We start from the raw sequence: 17818 nt of genomic DNA, 5'->3' as shown, positions 1-17818 counted from the left end.
CGGCTCAGAGCCGCTCGCGTGGCATCAGGCCGGACCACTGCAGCACCAGCGGTGCGCGCAGCAGGTCCGGCGCACCGTCGCGGTTATCCAGCGGGTTGGACGGGTCCCAGAGATGCGGCCCGGACGCCGCATCGGGCCGCGTCGGCGGTGGCGCCGCCGCGTTCCACGCGGCCAGCAGCACCACGACAGGCACCGTTGGCGCGGTGTTTGGCCACGGCAGTTCACGGGCGCTGAAGGCCCGCACCTCGGTGGGCTGCAGGCCTTTCCTGGTTGACTCGGCCACCAGCCCTGCCGCGGCGTCGTTGACGGCCAGTTCCCGCCACTGATACGTCTCTGGAAAGCCCAGCAGGCCAAACTCCCGTCGCAGCTCGTACAACAGGTGCGCATGCATGTGGCTCTGCGGGAGCGGCGCAGGGCTGGCCGCATCGGGCGCGCCAAGAGGCGGCGCCCGGTCCACTTCGTCCAGGTAATGAACCATCTGCACGGTCCACGCTTCGCCCACCGTGAAGGGACCTGCCGGCGCGCCGGCCACCGGCGTGACCAGCCGCCGGTAGATCTGCGCCATGACACCGCGGTTGGCCGGGTCGGCAGGCGGCGGGTCATGGGGGAGGGGGGTGATGTTGCGGACCGAATGCAGCAGGTTGCCAAGGGCTTCAACCGTAACCGCCTGCTGTTCCAGCGGAAGCGATCGTTCCAGCCGCTGGCGCAGCATCGGGCTCAGCATGTCGTGGCTGGCGTTGGGTACAGGCATGGCAGACGCTACCGGGAGGGGGGCCTTCACGCTGCCCGCCGCGCCACGCGGCGACAAGCGGCAACCCCGACGCTGTCTGTCGCATGCTCCCCTCCGGGCCGAGGTGATGCTTTCGTAGCATTTGGCGCTCCCGCGCCCCACGGCTAGACTGCAGGCTGATTCGGGGATGCGACATCACGTGACGGCAGCACAGGACGACAGGCACGGCAGCGTGCCGACGACCGCAACGCGGCAACTGGAAGGACTGCATGTCTGGGTGGTTGAAGACGACCCGGAGCTGCTGGCGCTGCTGCTGGACGATCTGGCCTGGCGGGGTGCGACGGTGCGCGGGCTGGGCAGTGCCGAAGCGCTGTACCGCGCGCTGCTGAGCGGCCGCTGCGACATCGTGGTGCTGGATGTCGGCCTGCCCGGTGAGGATGGCTACGCGGTGGCCAGCCACCTGCGGGCATCGGCCTCGATCGGCATCGTGATCCTGACCGGGCGCGGCGACGCCCGCGACATGGCGCGGGGCCTGACCCAGGGCGCAGACCTCTACCTGGTCAAACCGCCGGAGATGGACGTGCTGGCCGCCGGCCTGCTCAGCCTGCGCCGCCGCCTGCCGCTGGCATCGGCCGCGCCGGCGGCGACCAATGACGCTCCACGCTGGCGGGTCTCGGCCGATGGCTGGACCCTGCATGCGCCTTCGGCGGCCACGCTGGAGCTCACGGTCATGGAGCGCGGCGTGCTGCAGCTGCTGTTCGACGCCGCCGGTGCGGCGGTCACCCGCGAAGCGCTGATCGCGCACATCACCGATACCCCGTGGGATTTCGACCCGCACCGCCTGGATGTACTGGTCCACCGCCTGCGCGCCCGCGTGCGCAGCGCCACCGGCGTGGAGCTGCCGCTGCGCGCGCTGCGCGGCCAGGGTTACCTGCTGAGCCTCTGATCCGCCGCCTGGCAGGGCGGTGTGAGCCAGTGTGAGCGTGGGTGAGCCGCCGGCACTGACTTGCCTTCACGTCAACATCACAATTCGCCCCGCCCGGCATGGCCGGCGACGTCTGTCGCCTGCATTCCGGGATTCATCTGACAGGGGACGTCTGGACCGGTTGCGTTGGGTACGCATCGTTTGGCGTTCCCTGTGAACGCTGCAACGACCGGAACAGGGGAAAACACATGTCCAGCCATAGCGATCGCGCAGCTCCCTGCGCGGCGGTGTCGTCGTTCGAGCGCGCAACAGCGCCCTCATGGCGCCTGCGCTGCCTGCGTGGCCTGGCCACCCTGCTGCTGGCCACGCCGCTGACCGCGCTGGCCATCGACCTGCAGATCACCGACTTCTCCGACACCGGCTACGACCCGGTGCCGGCTGGCACCACCGTGATCTACAACGTCAAGGTTGAAAACGGCGCCAACGACACCGCCAGCGGCAGCGTGACCCTGTTCGACCTGCCCGCCGGCACCGCGCTGGGCAGCACCGCGCCCGCAGGCTGCAGCAGCTCGGCCGGCGCCGCCGGTACCACGCGCGTGGTGTGCACCAACCCGGCGTTGAACGCCACCACCGCGCCCTACGAATTCAAGCTGCCGGTCACTACCATCGCCTCGCCGGCCACGATCACCGTGCGCGCCGCGATCGGTTTCGCCAACGCGCTGCCGCCGGCGACCACGCCGATCAACACGCTGCAGAACACCGACCCGTTCTTCGGCAGCGATACCAACGTTGCCAACAACCGCACCAGCCAGAACACCACCATCCAGGCCGCTGCGGACCTGCAGCTGAGCAAGGGCGCCACGCCGGATCCCGTGATTGGCGGCGGTGAAATCACCTATACGCTGACCGTGCGCAACAACGGCCCCAGCGTGACCACGGGCTTCCGCATCACCGACACGCTGCCGCCGAACGTCACCCTGGTCGGCACCCCGGTCGGTGCGGACTGGGCTTTCACCCAGCAGAACGGCACCTACAACGGCACGCTTGCGGTGGGCGCCAGCACCAGCTACCAGTTCCGCGGCAAGGTCAACGTCGGCACCGGCAACATCGTCAATTCGGCGGTGGTCAGCGCTGGCAACGTGCCCGACCCGGTGCCGGACAACAACGCCGCGCAGGTGACCACGGCGGTGACCGCCGGTGCGGACCTGCTGGTGTCAAAGTCGGTATCGCCGGCCCCGGCGGCCGCCGGCTCGGTGGTGACCTACACCCTGACCGCGCGCAACGACGGCCCCAGCGCCGCCACCAGCGTGGGGCTGCGCGACGCGCTGCCGGAAGGCTTCGTCATCAACGGTGTGTCCGGGCCCAACGGCTGGGCGTGCACCGTCAACACCGACCGCACCGTCGTCAGCTGCAACGCGGCCAGCGTTGCGGCGGGCGCGCAGGCGCAGATCGCCATCCAGGCGCAGGTGCCGTCCACCGGCACCAACAGCAGCGGCACGGTCACCAACACGGCCGAGATCAGCGCCGCCACGCCGGATCCGGTGTTGACCAACAACACCGGCAGCGTCGGCCTGACCGTCATTCCCGACGGCGCCGACCTGCGCATGAGCAAGACCAAGACGCCGGCGCTGGTGCCGGTGTGGAACAGCACCGGGCTGCGCACCGACAGCGTGATGACCTCTACGCTGCGCGCGCAGAACCTGGGGCCGCGCACCGTCACAGGCAACCTGCAGCTGGTTGATGCGCTGGCCGTAGGCGAAGAGTGGGTGGACGCCAGTGGCCAGCCGTATGCACCGGGCGCAGCGGTCACCGTGGGCGGTTTCAGCTGCATCGCGGACCGTGCATGGAACGGTACCACCGGCCAGGTGGTCACCTGTACCCAGAGCGCCGGTTACCCGGTTGCGGTCAACGGTAACTCCGCCGCGTTGACCCTGTACACGCTGGCGCGCCTGCAGGGCACGCTGACCAACACCGCGTGCACCGGCGGCAGCGGCGGTTCGGCCGAGCCGACCACGGGCGGTGGCATCAACCTGGACCCGAACACCACCAACGACTGCACCGGCGCAGGCAGCCGCGCCACCGATGCGCGTGCGGACCTGTCGATCACCAAGCGCACCAACACGCCCGGCGATGCCGACAACATCATCCGCGAAGCCGATGGCGGCGTGACCTACACCCTGCAGGTCACCAACGGCGGTGCGACCACCACCGGCGTGGTGGTCAACGACCCGATCCCGGGCTTCGTCACCGGGGTCACCACCGTCACCAAGAACACCGTGCCGGTCGGCTGGACCTGCGACCCGGTCGGCAGCAGCTACATCTGCCGCTCCGGCGCCACGGCGCTGGCCGCCGGTGCCACCGCGACCATCGTGTTCACCGTCAATCGTGGGTTGTTCGACAGCCAGAGCCAGGGCGCAGGCAGCTGCGGCGGCGTGGCGATGCCGGCCGGCCGCTTCTGCAACACCGCAGGCGTGAGCATCGATCCGACCGTGAGTGGCTCGATCGGTGAAGCCAACCCCGGCAACAACAGCGCCTCGGACTGGGTGCAGATCGACCCGGTGGCCAACATGGCCACCACCGCCAAGGACATCACCTCGGGCAGCCCGGGCCGCGCCGGCGTCAACACCACCTACCGCATCACCTACCAGAACCGTGGCCCGTCCACCGCCCGTGGCGTGGTGTACAGCGATACGTTCACCCTGCCGGCCAACGATGCCGGCTTCGTACTGGTCTCGGCGGTGCGCACCGGCGGCGGCAACACCGCGTGCAACGTGACCGCCTTCGATGCGGCGATCAGCTCGGCGTCCGCGCCGGGCGGTGTGTCGTGGTTCAACACCGGCGGCACACCGGCCACGCTGCGGCTGACCTGCGCGCCGCTGGACATGGCCAACAACTCCACCCAGACGATGACGGTGGTGATCCGCCCGAACGTCAACAGCGGCAACACCGGCCGCCGCTTCACCAACGATGGCTCGTTCTATTTCGACCCGGCCAACACCGGCACCCCGGTGCCGGCCAGCGGCGTCGATGGCAACGGGCGCAGCTACAACTACAACAGCCGCACCGACGATGACCTGCGCTCGGCGGCGCTGGATTTCAGCGCCGGCGAAGTGGACCTGATCGTCAACAAGATCGACCAGAACTTCGTGGGCGGCGTGGATCCGCTGGGCTTTGATTCGCGCGTGGGCCAGGAAGCCAACAACTACATCCTGTACCAGGTGAGCGTGCGCAACGATGGCCCGTCGCTGGCCACCCGCACCCTGATCGAAGACACCATCACCCCGGCCAGCGGCGCCAATGTCGCCTTCGTCGGCAGCCGCATCGGCACCAGCACCACCCCGCAGGGCGCGCTGGAAGCGCCGGGCGTGCGCTGCACCGTGGCACCGGGCAGCAGCAACCCGACCACGGCCGCGCAGACCCTGTCGTGCAGCATGCCCAGCGTGGGCGTGTCCACCACCGAACAGGGCGTGATTGCCGCCAACCAGACCAGCTACCTGTACCTGGTCTATCAGTACCTGACCACACCGCCGGCCACCGGCGCGACCCTGTTCAACGCAGTGACCGCGCGTTCGGCCGAAACCGAGCGTGACACCAGCAACAACAGTGCCGTGCAGGAAACCAGCATCCGCATCCGCGCGGACCTGGCGATGAGCAAGGCCAGCGTGGTGCTGGCGCCCAACGCCGACCCGACCCAACCGCTGCCCGCCGCAGCCACCACGATCAGCCTGCGCCAGCCGTTCTGGTACGTGCTGGACGTGGTCAACAACGGCCCCGGCCACAGCCTGTCGCGCGACCGCACTGGCGACAACCCGGTGCGCGGTGATGGCGTGGTGGTCACCGATACGTTGCCGGCAGGGCTGGAAGTGATCGGCGGCGCCGAAGCCACCACCTGGCAGAAGGTCGGCACCACCGCCGATGCCGGCGTGGTCAGCAACGGCAGCGGCACCTGCACGTTGAACGGCCGCGACCTCACCTGCCGCATGGGCGACCTGGCACTGGACGGCCGCACCCGCGTGCTGGTGCCCGCGCGCTGGACCACGCTGCCGGCCAATGGCGCCGGCATCAACACCGCGCGCGCCACCAGCGACCAGGTCGACCCGAACTCGGGCAACAACGAAAGCACCAGCAACCACACCGTGGTGCGTTCGTCGCTGGCCGGCGTGGTGTTCCAGGACCGCGAGCGCAGCGGTGCCGACGGCGGCACGCCGCAGGCCGGCGAACCGACCATTTCCGGTATCGAGGTCCGCCTCAGCGGCACCGACGCCTATGGCAACGCGGTGGCGCATACCGCCACCACCGACGGCAACGGTGCGTACCGCTTCGACAACCTCGCACCTGCGGGAACGGGTGGCTACACGCTGACCCAGGTCCAGCCGGCGGCGTACGTCAACGGCCCGGTGGCACCGCCCGCAACGGGCTCACTGGCCCCGTCGGCCGGCGGTACCTTCGCCCTGGTCGACCCGGCCATCAGTGCCAACTCGGTCTACACCACCATCGCGCTCGGCGCGGGTGTGGATGCGCTGCGCTACAACTTCCCGGAAGTGCGGCGTCCGTCGCTGTCCGGCTTCGTCTACGTCGACAGCAACTACAGCAACACCCGCAACACCGGCGATGCGCCGATTGCCAACGCTACGGTCGAGCTGCTGGATGCGGCCGGCACCGTGGTGGCCAGCACCACCACCGCCGCCGATGGCAGTTACGCGTTCAACGCACTGGACCCGCTGGCGCTGTACACGCTGCGCGAAGTGCTGCCCACCGGCAGCTACCGCAACCGCCCGAGCGCGATCAACCCGGGCCAGGTCGGCACCGCCGCCTGCGTGGGCTGCACCGTGGCCACCGGCGCGGCCGGCGACGCCGCAACCACTGACCGGATCGGCAACATCGATCTGTCGCGTGGCGATGACGCCACCGAATTCAACTTCGGCGAAGACGCCATCACCGCCATCTCCGGGCATGTCTACCTGGACCGCAACGGCAATGGCGACTTCGATGCCGGCGATGCCGGTACCCGCAACTCGCAGGCCAACGGTGGCCTGCAGGGCGTCACGATCACCCTGACCGGCGCAGGCGCCGACGGCGTGTTCGGCAATGCCGACGACCTGCCGCCGGTCGTGGTACAGACCGACGCGCAGGGTCGCTACGACTTCGACAACCTCGTGGTCGGGCAGAACTACCGCATCACCGAAACCCAGCCGCAGGGCTATGCCAATGCGGCCGAGAATGCCAGCAACGCCATCACCCTCAACGCGCTGGCACTGACCGGTTCCAGCGGCAACGACTTTGGCGAAGCGCTGGGTTCGCTCAGCGGCGAGGTCTATGAAGACTTCTCCAACGTGGCCGCCAACAACAACAACGGCCGCCACGACACCGGCGAGAATCCGATCGCCAACGCCAGCGTGACCCTGTCCGGTACCGACGTGCTCGGCAACCCGGTGGCATTCACCGCCACCACCGATGGCACCGGCAGCTACCGCTTCAGCGACCTGCTGCCGCCGCAGGCCGGCACCGGCTACACGCTTACCGAAACCCAGCCGGCCGGCTACCTGGACGGCAAGCACACCGCGGGCAACGCCACCACGCCGGGCAGCACCGCCGTGGCCAATGTGATCTCCGGCATTGCCATCAGCGCCGGCCAGGACGCCACCGGCTACCTGTTCGGCGAGCTGGCCAACGCGCCGATCAGCGGCACCGTGTACCTGGACCGCAACGACGATGGCGACCACAACGTCGGCGACGTCGGCATCCCCGGGGTGTCCATCACCATCGTGGGCGCCGGCAATGACGGCATCTTCGGCACGCCCGACGACACCAGCGTGAGCCTGGTCACCAACGCCGATGGCCAGTACAGCTACCCCGGCGCGATCGCCGGCCAGGACTACCGCATCACCGAGACCCAGCCGACCGGGCTGGGCGAAGGCCGCGAGCAGCCGGGCAACGTGATCACGCTCAGCAACCTGCCGGTCGCCGGTGCCAGCGGCAATGACTTCGGCGAACGCGCCGCGTCGCTGTCCGGCGCGGTGTTCCTGGACCGCAACAACAACGGTGTGCAGGACGCCGGTGAACCCGGGCTGCCCGGCGTGCAGCTGCAGCTGCCAGCCGGCAGCGTGGATGCGCTGGGCAACGCGGTGGCCGCTGCGGTCACCGATGCCGATGGCCGGTATCGCTTCGAGCATCTGCTGGCGGGCACCTACACGGTGACCGAGCAGGCCGCGCAGCCGACCTTCAATGGTGGCCCGACCCTCAACGGCATCACCCGCGCGGGCACCGTCGACGGCGCCGCTGCGGGCGTGGCCACGCCCGTTGCCACCGTGCCCAGCGCGATCAGCACGATCGTGCTGCCGGCCGGCAAGGCGTCGATCGAGCAGAACTTCGCTGAAGTGCTGCCGGTGGCGATCTCCGGCACCGTGTTCTTCGACGTCGACAACGACGGCCTGCGCAATGGCGCGGCGGAAACTGGCATCGAGGCGGTGACCGTGCTGGTCACCGGCACCGACGATACCGGCGCCAGCGTCAGCCTCAGCGTGCAGACCGATGCCGATGGCCGCTTCGCGTTCGAGAACCTGCGCCCGGGCACCTACACCCTGACCGAGCCGCAGCAGCCGGCCGGTACCAGCAACGGCATCACCACCGCCGGCACCGTGGGTGGCACCCCGCGTGGCACCGCCACGCCGATCACCACCGTGCCCAGCCGGATCAGCACCATCGACCTGACCACCCCGGGCAGCGCGTCGGTGGACAACCTGTTCGGCGAGATTCCGCTCAACAGCGGCATCAGCGGCAAGGTCTGGACCGACCGCAACAATGATGGCGTGGTGGATCCGGGCGAAACCGGCCTGGCCAACGTGCGCATCACCCTGACCGGCACCGACCTGGCCGGCAACCCGATCAGCCGGGACACCGTGACTGATGCCGACGGCAGCTACAGCTTCGCCGAACTGCCGCCGGGCACTTACGTGGTGACCGAACCGGAGCAGCCCGCCGGCACCCGCGATGGCCGCACCGTGGCCGGCAGCACCGGTGGCAGCGTGACCGCGCCGGGCACCGCGCCTTCGCAGATCAACGCGGTGGTGCTGGGCGTGAACCAGCAATCGACCAACAACAACTTCGGCGAGATTCCGACGGCGAGCATTGCCGGCCGCGTCTACAACGACAGCAACGACAACGGCACCGTCGACAGCGGCGAAGGCGGCATTGCCGGGGTCAGCGTGGTGCTGACCGGCACCGACGACCTTGGCCAGCCGGTCTCGCTCACGCTGAGCACCGACGCCGAAGGCCGTTACCGCTTCGAGGGTCTGCGCCCGGGCACCTACACCGTGACCGAGCCGACCCAGCCGCCGCAGACGCTCAACGGCATCACCAGCACCGGTACCGTCAACGCCGCCCCCGTCGGTGTGGCCAGCGACCGTGCCAGCGTGCCGTCGGCGATCAGCCAGATCGTGCTGCCGCTGGGCGTGGATGCGCTGGACTACAACTTCGGTGAGATCGGTGATTCGCCCGACATGATGGTCAGCAAGGCGTCTACCAGCACCCGCTTCACCGTCAACAACCTGGCCGGCTACACCATCCAGGTGCGCAACGCCGGGCAGCAGCCGAGCCGTGGCGAATACGTGGTGCACGACCGCCTGCCGGCGGGCCTGAGCCTGGACAGCCAGCCGGTGGGGACCGGCTGGACCTGTACCGGCGAACCCGGCGCGGTGCGTTTCAGCTGCAGCAGCCAGCGCGTGCTGGCGGCCGGTGCGGTATCGCCGGACAGCATCGCCGTGGTGGTGCGCGTGGCGGCAGCGGCGGCCGAAGCCGGCACGGTCAACAATGCCGTGCTGGTCGAAGGCGGCGGCGAGAACCCGTTCCGCGCCCCGACCCCGACCGAACGTGCCGCGTTCGAGGGCGAAGTGGGCAACCTGCCGGCGTGCGTGGACGGCATCACCCACAACGCCTGCCGCGTGCCCAACAGCGTGCAGCTGGCCGCCTCGGTCGGCGGCACCGTCTGGTTCGACGTGGGCAGTGACGACCAGCTGCTGGATGGCGGCGACCGCCGCCTGCCGTCGTGGATCGTGGAACTGGTGGACCCGGCCAACGGCCAGGTGCTGAAGACCACCGTGACCGCGGCCGACGGCAGCTACCGCTTCGGTGACGTGGTGCCGGGCGTGAAGTGGAACATCCGCTTCCGCGACCCGCGCTCGACCGTGCTGTGGCCGTTCCCGGTCACCCGCGAAACCGCCGGTGGGGTGCAGGAAGCCTGCGACGCCGATGCAGCGATCGCGCGTGGTGGGGTCAGCGCCTGCCGCACCACCGACAACGGCACCAGCCAGCTGGAAGTGGTGCTGCGCGCCGGCGAGCACCTGCCGCAGCAGAGCCTGCCGGTGGACCCGTCGGGCGTGGTGTATGACGCCACCACCCGCGACCCGGTACCGGGTTCGGTGGTGAGCCTGGCGCCGGTCGGCCTGTGCAGTGGGTATGACCCGCGTACCGGCGTGCTCAACGCCGCCGGTGGCGGTTACCGCATCGAGGGCAACACCATCGCGATGACGGTGGGCAGCGAAGGCTTCTACCAGTTCGCGTTCGCGCCGACCGCGCCGGCCCGCTGCGAATTCCAGCTGACCGTCACCCCGCCGGGTGGCTACACCTTCGTGTCGACGATGATCCCGCCGCAGGCCGGTGCGTTGTCGCCGGCGGGCAGCGCCGGTGCCAACCACGTGGTGCAGCCCAATACCCAGGCACCGACCGGTGCGGTGGGCACGGCCACCCAGTACTACCTCACGCTGTTTGCCGGTTCGGCCACGGCGGCGATCGTGCACAACCACCTGCCGCTGGATACCGCGGTGGCCACGGGCCTGGCGATCACCAAGACCGGTGACCGCCAGACCGCCGAGATCGGCGACACCGTGCAGTACACCATCACCGTGCGGCAGACCGCCGGCAGTGCGCTGGCCGCGCTGAACGTCATCGACCGCCTGCCGCGTGGCTTCACCTACATCGACGGCACCGCGCGTGCCGACGGCCGTGCGGTGGCCGACCCGGCCGGCAAGCCGGGCCCGCTGCTGGGCTTCGCACTGGGGCCGATCAACGTCGGCAGCCAGATCGTGCTGACCTATCGGGTCCGCGTGGGCGTGGGCGCGCAGCAGGGCGATGGCATCAACCGGGCGCAGGCCCATGGCTGCTCCATCAATGGCGGCTGCATCGACCCGGTGGCGGTCACCCCGCTGCCCGGTTCGCTGGCTTCCAACCGTGCCGAGTACCGCGTGCGCGTCACCGGGGGTGTGTTCACCGAACAGGCCTGCGTGCTCGGCAAGGTGTTCATGGACTGCAACAACAACCACCTGCAGGACCGCGAAGAGCTGGGCATACCGGGCGTGCGCCTGTACTTCTCCGACGGCACCTGGGTGATCAGCGATTCGGAAGGCAAGTACAGCTTCTGCGGCCTGCCGCCGCAGAGCCACACGCTGAAGGTGGATCCCAGCACGCTGCCGGTCGGCGCGCGCCTGACCACCAGCAGCAACCGCAACCTGGGCGACGCCGACAGCCTGTTGCTCGACCTGAAGAACGGCGAGCTGCACCGCGCCGACTTCATCGAAGGCAGCTGTGCCAACCCGGTGCTGGAGCAGGTCAAGGCCCGCCGCACCCAGGGTGAGGTGCAGGCGCCGGAAACCGAACCGGGCCAGGCGCCGCTGCGCTTCGAGAGCAAACCCGCACGGGCGCCGCAGCAGGCGACCGACACGGCCAACCAGAGACCGATCGTGCATCCCAGAGCCACACCGCCCGCCGCCGCTGCCACGGAGGGCCAGCCATGAGCCGTGCTTCCGTAGTGCGCCAGCTGCCGCGCCTGAGCCTGTTGGCCTGTGCGCTGGCCACCCTGCCGGCCATGGCCCAGAGCGTGGGCACGCCGGGCCGCTTCACCCCGGTGCTGGGCGACGCCAGCACGCTGTACCCGCGCAGCCCGGCCAGCGTGGACGCTGCGCCGGTGTCGGTGCGCGCGGCCACGGGCACGCTGGACCGCATCGTGGTGGAACTGGACCGCGATGGCGTGCCGGCCGATGGCCAGAGCCCGGTGCATGTGCGCGTGCAGCTGCTCGACCCCAGCGGCCTGCCGCTGGCCGGCACCACCTACGCAACGATTGAAAACAGCGGTGGCCGGATCCGCCTGCCGGGTTCGCGTACCGATGAGTTCGGGCCGGGTGCGCTGGATGCCGACAAGGTCACCCCCGGCGTGCAGCTGCAGGTGGTCGACGGCGTGGCCGAGTTCGACCTGGTCGCGCCGCATGAGCCGCAGGATGTGCTGCTGCGCATCACAGCAGGTGCCGAAACCGCGCAGGGCAGCATTGGTTTCGTGCCGGAAATGCGCGAGATGATCGCCACCGGCCTGATCGAAGGCGTGGTCAACTTCCGTCGCAAGGGCAACGGCGGGCTGGTTTCGCCGGTGGAACACAACGACGCGTTCGACCGCGACATCCGCCGCTGGGAGCGCCAGTTCAACAACGGCAAGGCCAACGCCGCCGCGCGCACCGCGTTCTTCGTCAAGGGCCGCATCAAGGGCGATGCGCTGCTGACGGCGGCTTACGATTCGGACAAGGACACCCGCGGCCGCCTGCTGCGCGACATCCAGCCCGAGGAGTTCTACCCGGTCTATGGCGATTCGTCCCTGCGCGGCTTCGACGCGCGCTCGGCCGAACGCCTGTACGTGCGCATCGACAACCAGCGCAGCTACCTGCTGTACGGTGACTTCCAGACCGGTGACGGGCTGGCCACGGCCACCGGCATCGGCGGCAGCGGCCCCATCCCGCAGCGCAGCCTGGGCACCTACAACCGCACCGCTACCGGGCTGGGCTGGCATTTCGAAAGCGAGCGCGTGCGCAGCAATGTGTTCGCCATCGAAGACTCCCTGCGCCAGGTGATCGAAGAATTCCGCAGCCAGGGCAGTGGCCCGTATGCGCTGCGCAACAATGCGGTACTGGAAGGCAGCGAGCGCGTGGAAGTCATCTCGCGCGACCGCAACCAACCGACCCGCATCGTGTCGGTGCGGCCGCTGGCGCGGCTGGTGGACTACAGCTTCGAGCCCTTCTCCGGGCGCATCCTGCTCAACCAGTTCCTGCCGGCGTTCGACAGCGACCTCAACCCGGTCTCGCTGCGCATCACCTATGAACTGGACCAGGACACCGAAAAGTTCTGGGTGGTCGGCGCCGACGCGCAGGTAAAGCTCAACAACCGCCTGGAAGTGGGCGCGGCGGCGGTGGACGACCGCAACCCGTATGCGGAGTTCCGCATGGGCAGCGCCAACGCCAGCTACCGGTTCGGCGACAACACCCTGCTGGTGGCCGAGTTCGCGCGCACCCAGAGCGAGGTCAACACCAACAGCATCAACCAGATCACCTCGCAGGGGTTGAAGGATGTCACCGGCGAGGTGGAAGGCGATGCCTGGCGCGTGGAGTTCGCGCACCAGACCGAAAAGCTGGAAGCGCGGCTGTTCGCCGCCCGCACCGACCCGGCGTTCAACAACCCGGCCGCGCCGCTGTACGGCGGCCGCGGGGAGTACAACGCGCGCGTGGCCTACCAGCTTGGGCCGCGCCTGGAGCTGTACGTGGAAGGGCTGCGCAGTGAAGACCGCAACCCGGAGGGTGGCAAGCGCGATGCCGGCGGCGCCGGCGTGCGCATTGGCGCCACCGAGCGGCTGACCGTGGACCTTGGCGTGCGCAGCATCCGCGAGACCATCGGCGTGACGTCGCCGTGGTCATCCGGGGTGCCGTTCGGCAATGCCGGCGGGCTGACCGGCGGCTTCGCCACCGGTGCCGGTGGCGGCGCGCTCGGCTACGGCCAGCAGGCGCTGGACCCGGCCACCGGGCTGATGGTGATCAACGGCAGCAGCACCGGCAGCCCGATCACCAGCGACCTGCCGGTGGGCACCGAGCTGGAATCGGACAGCGCCCGCTTCGGCCTGGGCTACCGCCTGAGCGACAAGCTCAGCAGTGGTGCCGAGATCGAGCACAGCGTGAGCGGCGAAGAACGTCGCCGGCTGGCCGCCGGCCTGGATTACCAGGTGTTCGAACGCAGCCGCCTGTATGGCCGCTACGAAAAGCAGACCGGCCTGACCAGCGCCTACGGCATCACCACCACCGACCGCGAGGCCGATGCGCTGGTGTTCGGTATCGACAGCAGCTACCTGCGCGATACCCAGACCTTCAGCGAGTACCGCCTGCGCGATGCGATCAGTGGCCGCGATGTGCAGGCCGCTTCGGGTATCCGCAACAACTGGGACATCGCCGAGGGCCTGCGCCTGTCCAGCTCGGCCGAGCACGTGAAGGTGATCGACGGCAGCACCGGCGACAGCACGGGCCTGGCGCTGGCGCTGGACTACGGCGCCAACCCGCTGTGGCGCAGCGCGATCCGCGCCGAGCACCGCATCTCCGAGGACGTGCCGGACACCGACAGCAACGAGGCGTTCAACACCACGCTGCTGCAGTTCATGCTGGCCCGCAAGCTCAGCCGCGACTGGACGTTGCTGGCCCGCAACTACCTGCTGAGCACGCGCTATGACGCACGCGGCGATGTGCTGCAGGACCGCTTCCAGCTGGGCGTGGCCTACCGCGATACCGACCGCAACCGCATCAATGCGCTGGCCCGCTACGAGTACAAGCTCGAGCGCGACGAAAGCGGGCTGACCCTGGTGGATGGCAGCACGGTGGATGGCAGCAGCCAGGATGTGCGCACCCGCGCGCACATCGTCTCGGCGCACGCCGATTGGCACCCGTCGCGGCCGTGGTGGTTCACCGGGCGCGTGGCCGGCAAGTGGCAGCAGGACCAGTTCGCCTACGCCGATGGTGGCCGGGTCAACAGTGACTTCCGCGCCACGCTGCTGTCTGGCCGCGTGGTGTACGACATCACCGAGAACTGGGACATCGGCGTGCTCGGCTCCACGTTCCGTGGCCAGAGCGGCGCCAACCAGTACGCCTACGGCATGGAAGTCGGCCGCCTGCTGCGGCAGAACCTGTGGCTGTCGGCCGGCTACAACTGGACCGGCTTTGCCGGCGACCGCGACCTGAACGGCTACGAGTACACCCAGCAGGGCGTGTTCGTGCGCCTGCGCTTCAAGTTCGACGAAGACCTTTTCCGGCCGGACCCCGTCCGCTACCGCGACCCGGCACGCTGAGGATGCCCTGATGAACAACGCCAACACGACCTTCCGTTTCGCGCGCCCGCTGCTGGGCGCGGCGATCCTTGCCGCCCTTGCCAGTGCCGCACATGCGCAGACGGCGCAGCTGCTGCCGCAGCAGCAGCGCATCACCGACGAGGCGATCCATGCCGACCATGCCACGTATGAGGCCACCCAGGGCCGCATCCAGGCGCTGAACGACGGCGGCCGCCCGATCCGCGATTACCACCTGTCCAAGGCACAGTGCTGGCTGGACGTGTCGTTCCACGAATACAGCCGCAACGACCGCAGCGATTTCCCGCAGGCCGCATTGGGCGAATCGGAGCGGTTGATCATCGGCATGGAGCAGGGCGCGAGTCCGCTGCCAACCGATACGCCGCTGGTGAACAATGCGAAGTACCTGCGCGATGACCTGTGGCAGCGCCTGCGCGTGCTGCACGGCGCGCCGGGCTTTGCCTGCGCCGCGCAGCAGGTGGCCTGCGGCGAGGTCGAGCTGGTGCACGCCGGCAACGAGTTCAACCAGCAGCAGTGGCGGCATTCCAAGCCGTACATCCAGATCGCCGAGGAGCTGGTGAACGACGCCGAGGCGCTGGCCCGCCAGTGCGACGTGGCACCGGCAGTGGTGGCAGCGCCGGGTCCGCTGGTGGCCAACGTGCTGTTCGAGTTCGACCGCGACGGTTACCGCGATATCCGCACCTATTCGCTGGAAAGCATCGACCGCGCGCTGGGCAGCATTGCCAGCGAGAAGCTGCAGCTGAAGGAGGTGGTGCTGGTCGGCCATGCCGACCGCCTGCAGGGACGTGGCTTCGATGCCAACCAGGCGCTGTCCGAGCGGCGCGCGCGCACGGTGCGCGAACTGTTGATCGGACGCGGGCTGGACCCGGCGACGATCCGCTACGAATACCGCGGCGACACCCAGCAGGTGCAGCAGTGCGATGGCGTGCGTCCGCGCGCGGCGCTGCTGGAATGCCTGCTGCCGAACCGCCGGGTGGAAGTGCGGTTCGACGTCACGCGTTGACGAGGCGCCGGCGGTAGAGCCACGCCCTGCGCGGCTGCGCAGTCAAGGCGCCCAATGGATCGCCCGGCTGCCACTGAGGGTCACCCAGCCGGCGGCCAGCGCTTCTTCAGGATTGCCCAGCACCGCATGCAGATGCGGTGCCTGCGCTCCACGTTCACCCCACAGCCCAGCCCACGCATTGCGCCCGCTCTGCCGCGCACCCTGCAACGCACGGTCGGCCGCGCGCAGGCTGTCATCCAGCACCGCCGGCGTATCGGCGAACAGCGGCAACGGCGCCACGCCCACGCTGGCGGTGAGGGTCAGGTGCTGGCCGGGCTCGATATCCACCACCAGCCGTTCGATCGCCAACCGAAGATGGCCGGCCAGGGCCTGCGCCGCTTCCGCGCTGGTGTCATGGCGGGCCACCAGGAACGCCGCGCCGCCCCAGCGCGCCAGCAGGTCGTGGCGGTCGCAGGCCCCGCGCAGGCAGTCGGCCACGCTGCGCAGCACGCTGTCGCCGGCCGCCTGCCCGTGGCGCTCGTTCAATGCCTTGAAGTCATCCAGTTCCAGCAGCAGCAATGCGCTGCGTTCCGACGCACCGCCGCGCGCGGCGCGTTCCTCCAGCCGCCGTTCGGCCTCGCGCCGGTTGAGCAGCCCGGTCACGCTGTCGGTGCGGCTGAGCAGGGTGAGCTGGCGGCGCTGGTGGCGCAGCCGCAGCACCACCACCGTGGCGACCACCCACACCGCCAGCAGTGCGACCACGGCGGTGTTGCGCAGCACCCGCACGCGGCCCAGGTCCTGCTCCGCATTGACCTGCGCCGGGGCGATGCTGCGCTCGGCCGACGCCTGCAGCCGGGCCAGCTGGTCCAGGGTTTCGCCCTTGCTGCGGGCCTGGTCCAGCGCACGTCCCTGGCGCACGTACTGCAGCGCCTGTTCGCGGTGGCCGAGCAGGGTGTGGATGTCGCCCAGCAGGTCCAGCCCGTTGCGGATTTCCTCGACGAACCGCCCGCGTTCGGCCAGGCCCTGCGCCTGCGTGGCCAGCGGCAAGGCGGCGTCGGGCTGGCGGCGGTCCAGCGCCAGCCGCGCCAGGCGCTGCAGGGTGACCACCTGGCCCTGCGGATCCTGCGCGGCCTGCCACGCCAGCACGCCGCGCAGGCCGGTTTCGGCGGTATCCAGCTGCCCGCCGAGGCGGCGGAGCTCGGCGCGGTGGCTGGCGATGCGGTTCAGGAACAGCTCCTGTCCGCTCAGCCGCGTGCCGATCGCTTCGGCCCGCTTGAACGCGGCCATGGCCTCGTCATGCCGCTGCAGCATCAGCAGCGCATAGCCGTAGTTGTAGTACAGGATCAGGTCGCCCGGGTTCGGCGGCCGGTGCAGGTGTTCGCTGAGCGCGGTGGCTTTTCGCAGGTAGGTCAGCGCGCCTTCGGCGTCGCCCATCGCATCGCCACGGATCATCGCGATCTGCATCAATGCGCCGATTTGGCCCTGCACGTCGCGCTGGCGCACCGCATCGTCCAGCAGGGTGCTGGTCAGGGTAAGCGCGCGTGCGCGGTCGCCGCGCGACAGCAGCAGGTGCGCGGCCATGGTGCGGGCGCGCTGGATATCATCGTTGCTGGCGTCGTCGCGTGCCGCTGCCGCCAGCAGGCGGTCGGGCAGGTCGGTGGTCTGGTCCAGCTGCCCCAGCGCCCGCAGGGCCACGCCCAGGCAGCCCACCGCGCCGATTTCCATCGAGGTCGACAGCGCCGGCGTGGCCATCAGGCTGCGCGCGAGCTGCAACGAGGCCTGCGGATCGCTGGTGAGCAGGGTGTGGCACTGTTCGACCTGCGCCATCCGCGGCGCGGCCTCCATCGGGCGCTGCGCGTGTGCGGGCAGTGCGGTCAGCGACAGCAGAACGGCAAGCGCAGGCAGTCCGCGCCGGACTAGCGACAACATAGGCATGGCGACAACGACTTCCCCGGTCGAGTGCAGACGATCTACAGCGCACTGCTAATATACCGATGTTGCCGCCGCGCGCCGGCGCCGCCTGCC

The 17818-nt window shown here is 69.7% G+C and carries 6 protein-coding genes; 4 read left to right on the top strand and 2 right to left on the bottom strand.

Annotation, left to right across the window (positions count from 1 at the left end):
- Window positions 1-4: 4 nt before the first annotated feature.
- Complete coding sequence (locus QMX79_RS04085; protein WP_282244659.1) at window positions 5-751, bottom strand: hypothetical protein; 747 nt, start codon at window positions 749-751, stop codon at window positions 5-7.
- 211 nt (window positions 752-962) lie between these two features.
- On the opposite strand from QMX79_RS04085, the gene QMX79_RS04080 reads away from it, so the two are divergent.
- From QMX79_RS04080 to QMX79_RS04065, 4 genes are all read left to right on the top strand, one after another.
- Window positions 963-1676 (top strand): response regulator transcription factor, encoded by a 714-nt coding sequence (locus QMX79_RS04080; RefSeq protein ID WP_282244657.1) that lies wholly within the window; start codon window positions 963-965, stop codon window positions 1674-1676.
- 227 nt (window positions 1677-1903) lie between these two features.
- Entirely contained in the window at window positions 1904-11443 is a 9540-nt protein-coding gene (locus QMX79_RS04075; RefSeq protein WP_282244655.1) for an SdrD B-like domain-containing protein, read from the top strand.
- A complete protein-coding gene (locus QMX79_RS04070) occupies window positions 11440-14793 on the top strand; it encodes a hypothetical protein (protein ID WP_282244652.1) in 3354 nt (1117 codons plus the stop codon). The genes QMX79_RS04075 and QMX79_RS04070 overlap by 4 nt, the downstream gene beginning before the upstream one ends.
- Window positions 14794-14803: 10 nt before the next feature.
- Window positions 14804-15814, top strand: a complete 1011-nt coding sequence (locus tag QMX79_RS04065; RefSeq protein ID WP_282244650.1) for an OmpA family protein — start codon at window positions 14804-14806, stop codon at window positions 15812-15814.
- Window positions 15815-15856: 42 nt separating this feature from the next.
- On the opposite strand, the gene QMX79_RS04060 is transcribed toward QMX79_RS04065, so the two are convergent.
- A complete protein-coding gene (locus QMX79_RS04060) occupies window positions 15857-17728 on the bottom strand; it encodes a diguanylate cyclase (RefSeq protein WP_282244648.1) in 1872 nt (623 codons plus the stop codon).
- Window positions 17729-17818 lie beyond the last annotated feature (90 nt).

Source organism: Stenotrophomonas sp. PS02300 (assembly GCF_029959395.1).
Taxonomy (GTDB): domain Bacteria; phylum Pseudomonadota; class Gammaproteobacteria; order Xanthomonadales; family Xanthomonadaceae; genus Stenotrophomonas; species Stenotrophomonas maltophilia_AD.
This window is presented reverse-complemented; position numbering and strand designations above follow the sequence as displayed.

What these genes read in the sequence shown, in the direction of transcription:
- QMX79_RS04085 (WP_282244659.1), bottom strand. Translation starts at nt 751, where the DNA reads ATGCCTGTACCCAACGCCAGCCACGACATGCTGAGCCCGATGCTGCGC.
- QMX79_RS04075 (WP_282244655.1), top strand. Translation starts at nt 1,904, where the DNA reads ATGTCCAGCCATAGCGATCGCGCAGCTCCCTGCGCGGCGGTGTCGTCG.
- QMX79_RS04070 (WP_282244652.1), top strand. Translation starts at nt 11,440, where the DNA reads ATGAGCCGTGCTTCCGTAGTGCGCCAGCTGCCGCGCCTGAGCCTGTTG.
- QMX79_RS04065 (WP_282244650.1), top strand. Translation starts at nt 14,804, where the DNA reads ATGAACAACGCCAACACGACCTTCCGTTTCGCGCGCCCGCTGCTGGGC.
- QMX79_RS04060 (WP_282244648.1), bottom strand. Translation starts at nt 17,728, where the DNA reads ATGCCTATGTTGTCGCTAGTCCGGCGCGGACTGCCTGCGCTTGCCGTT.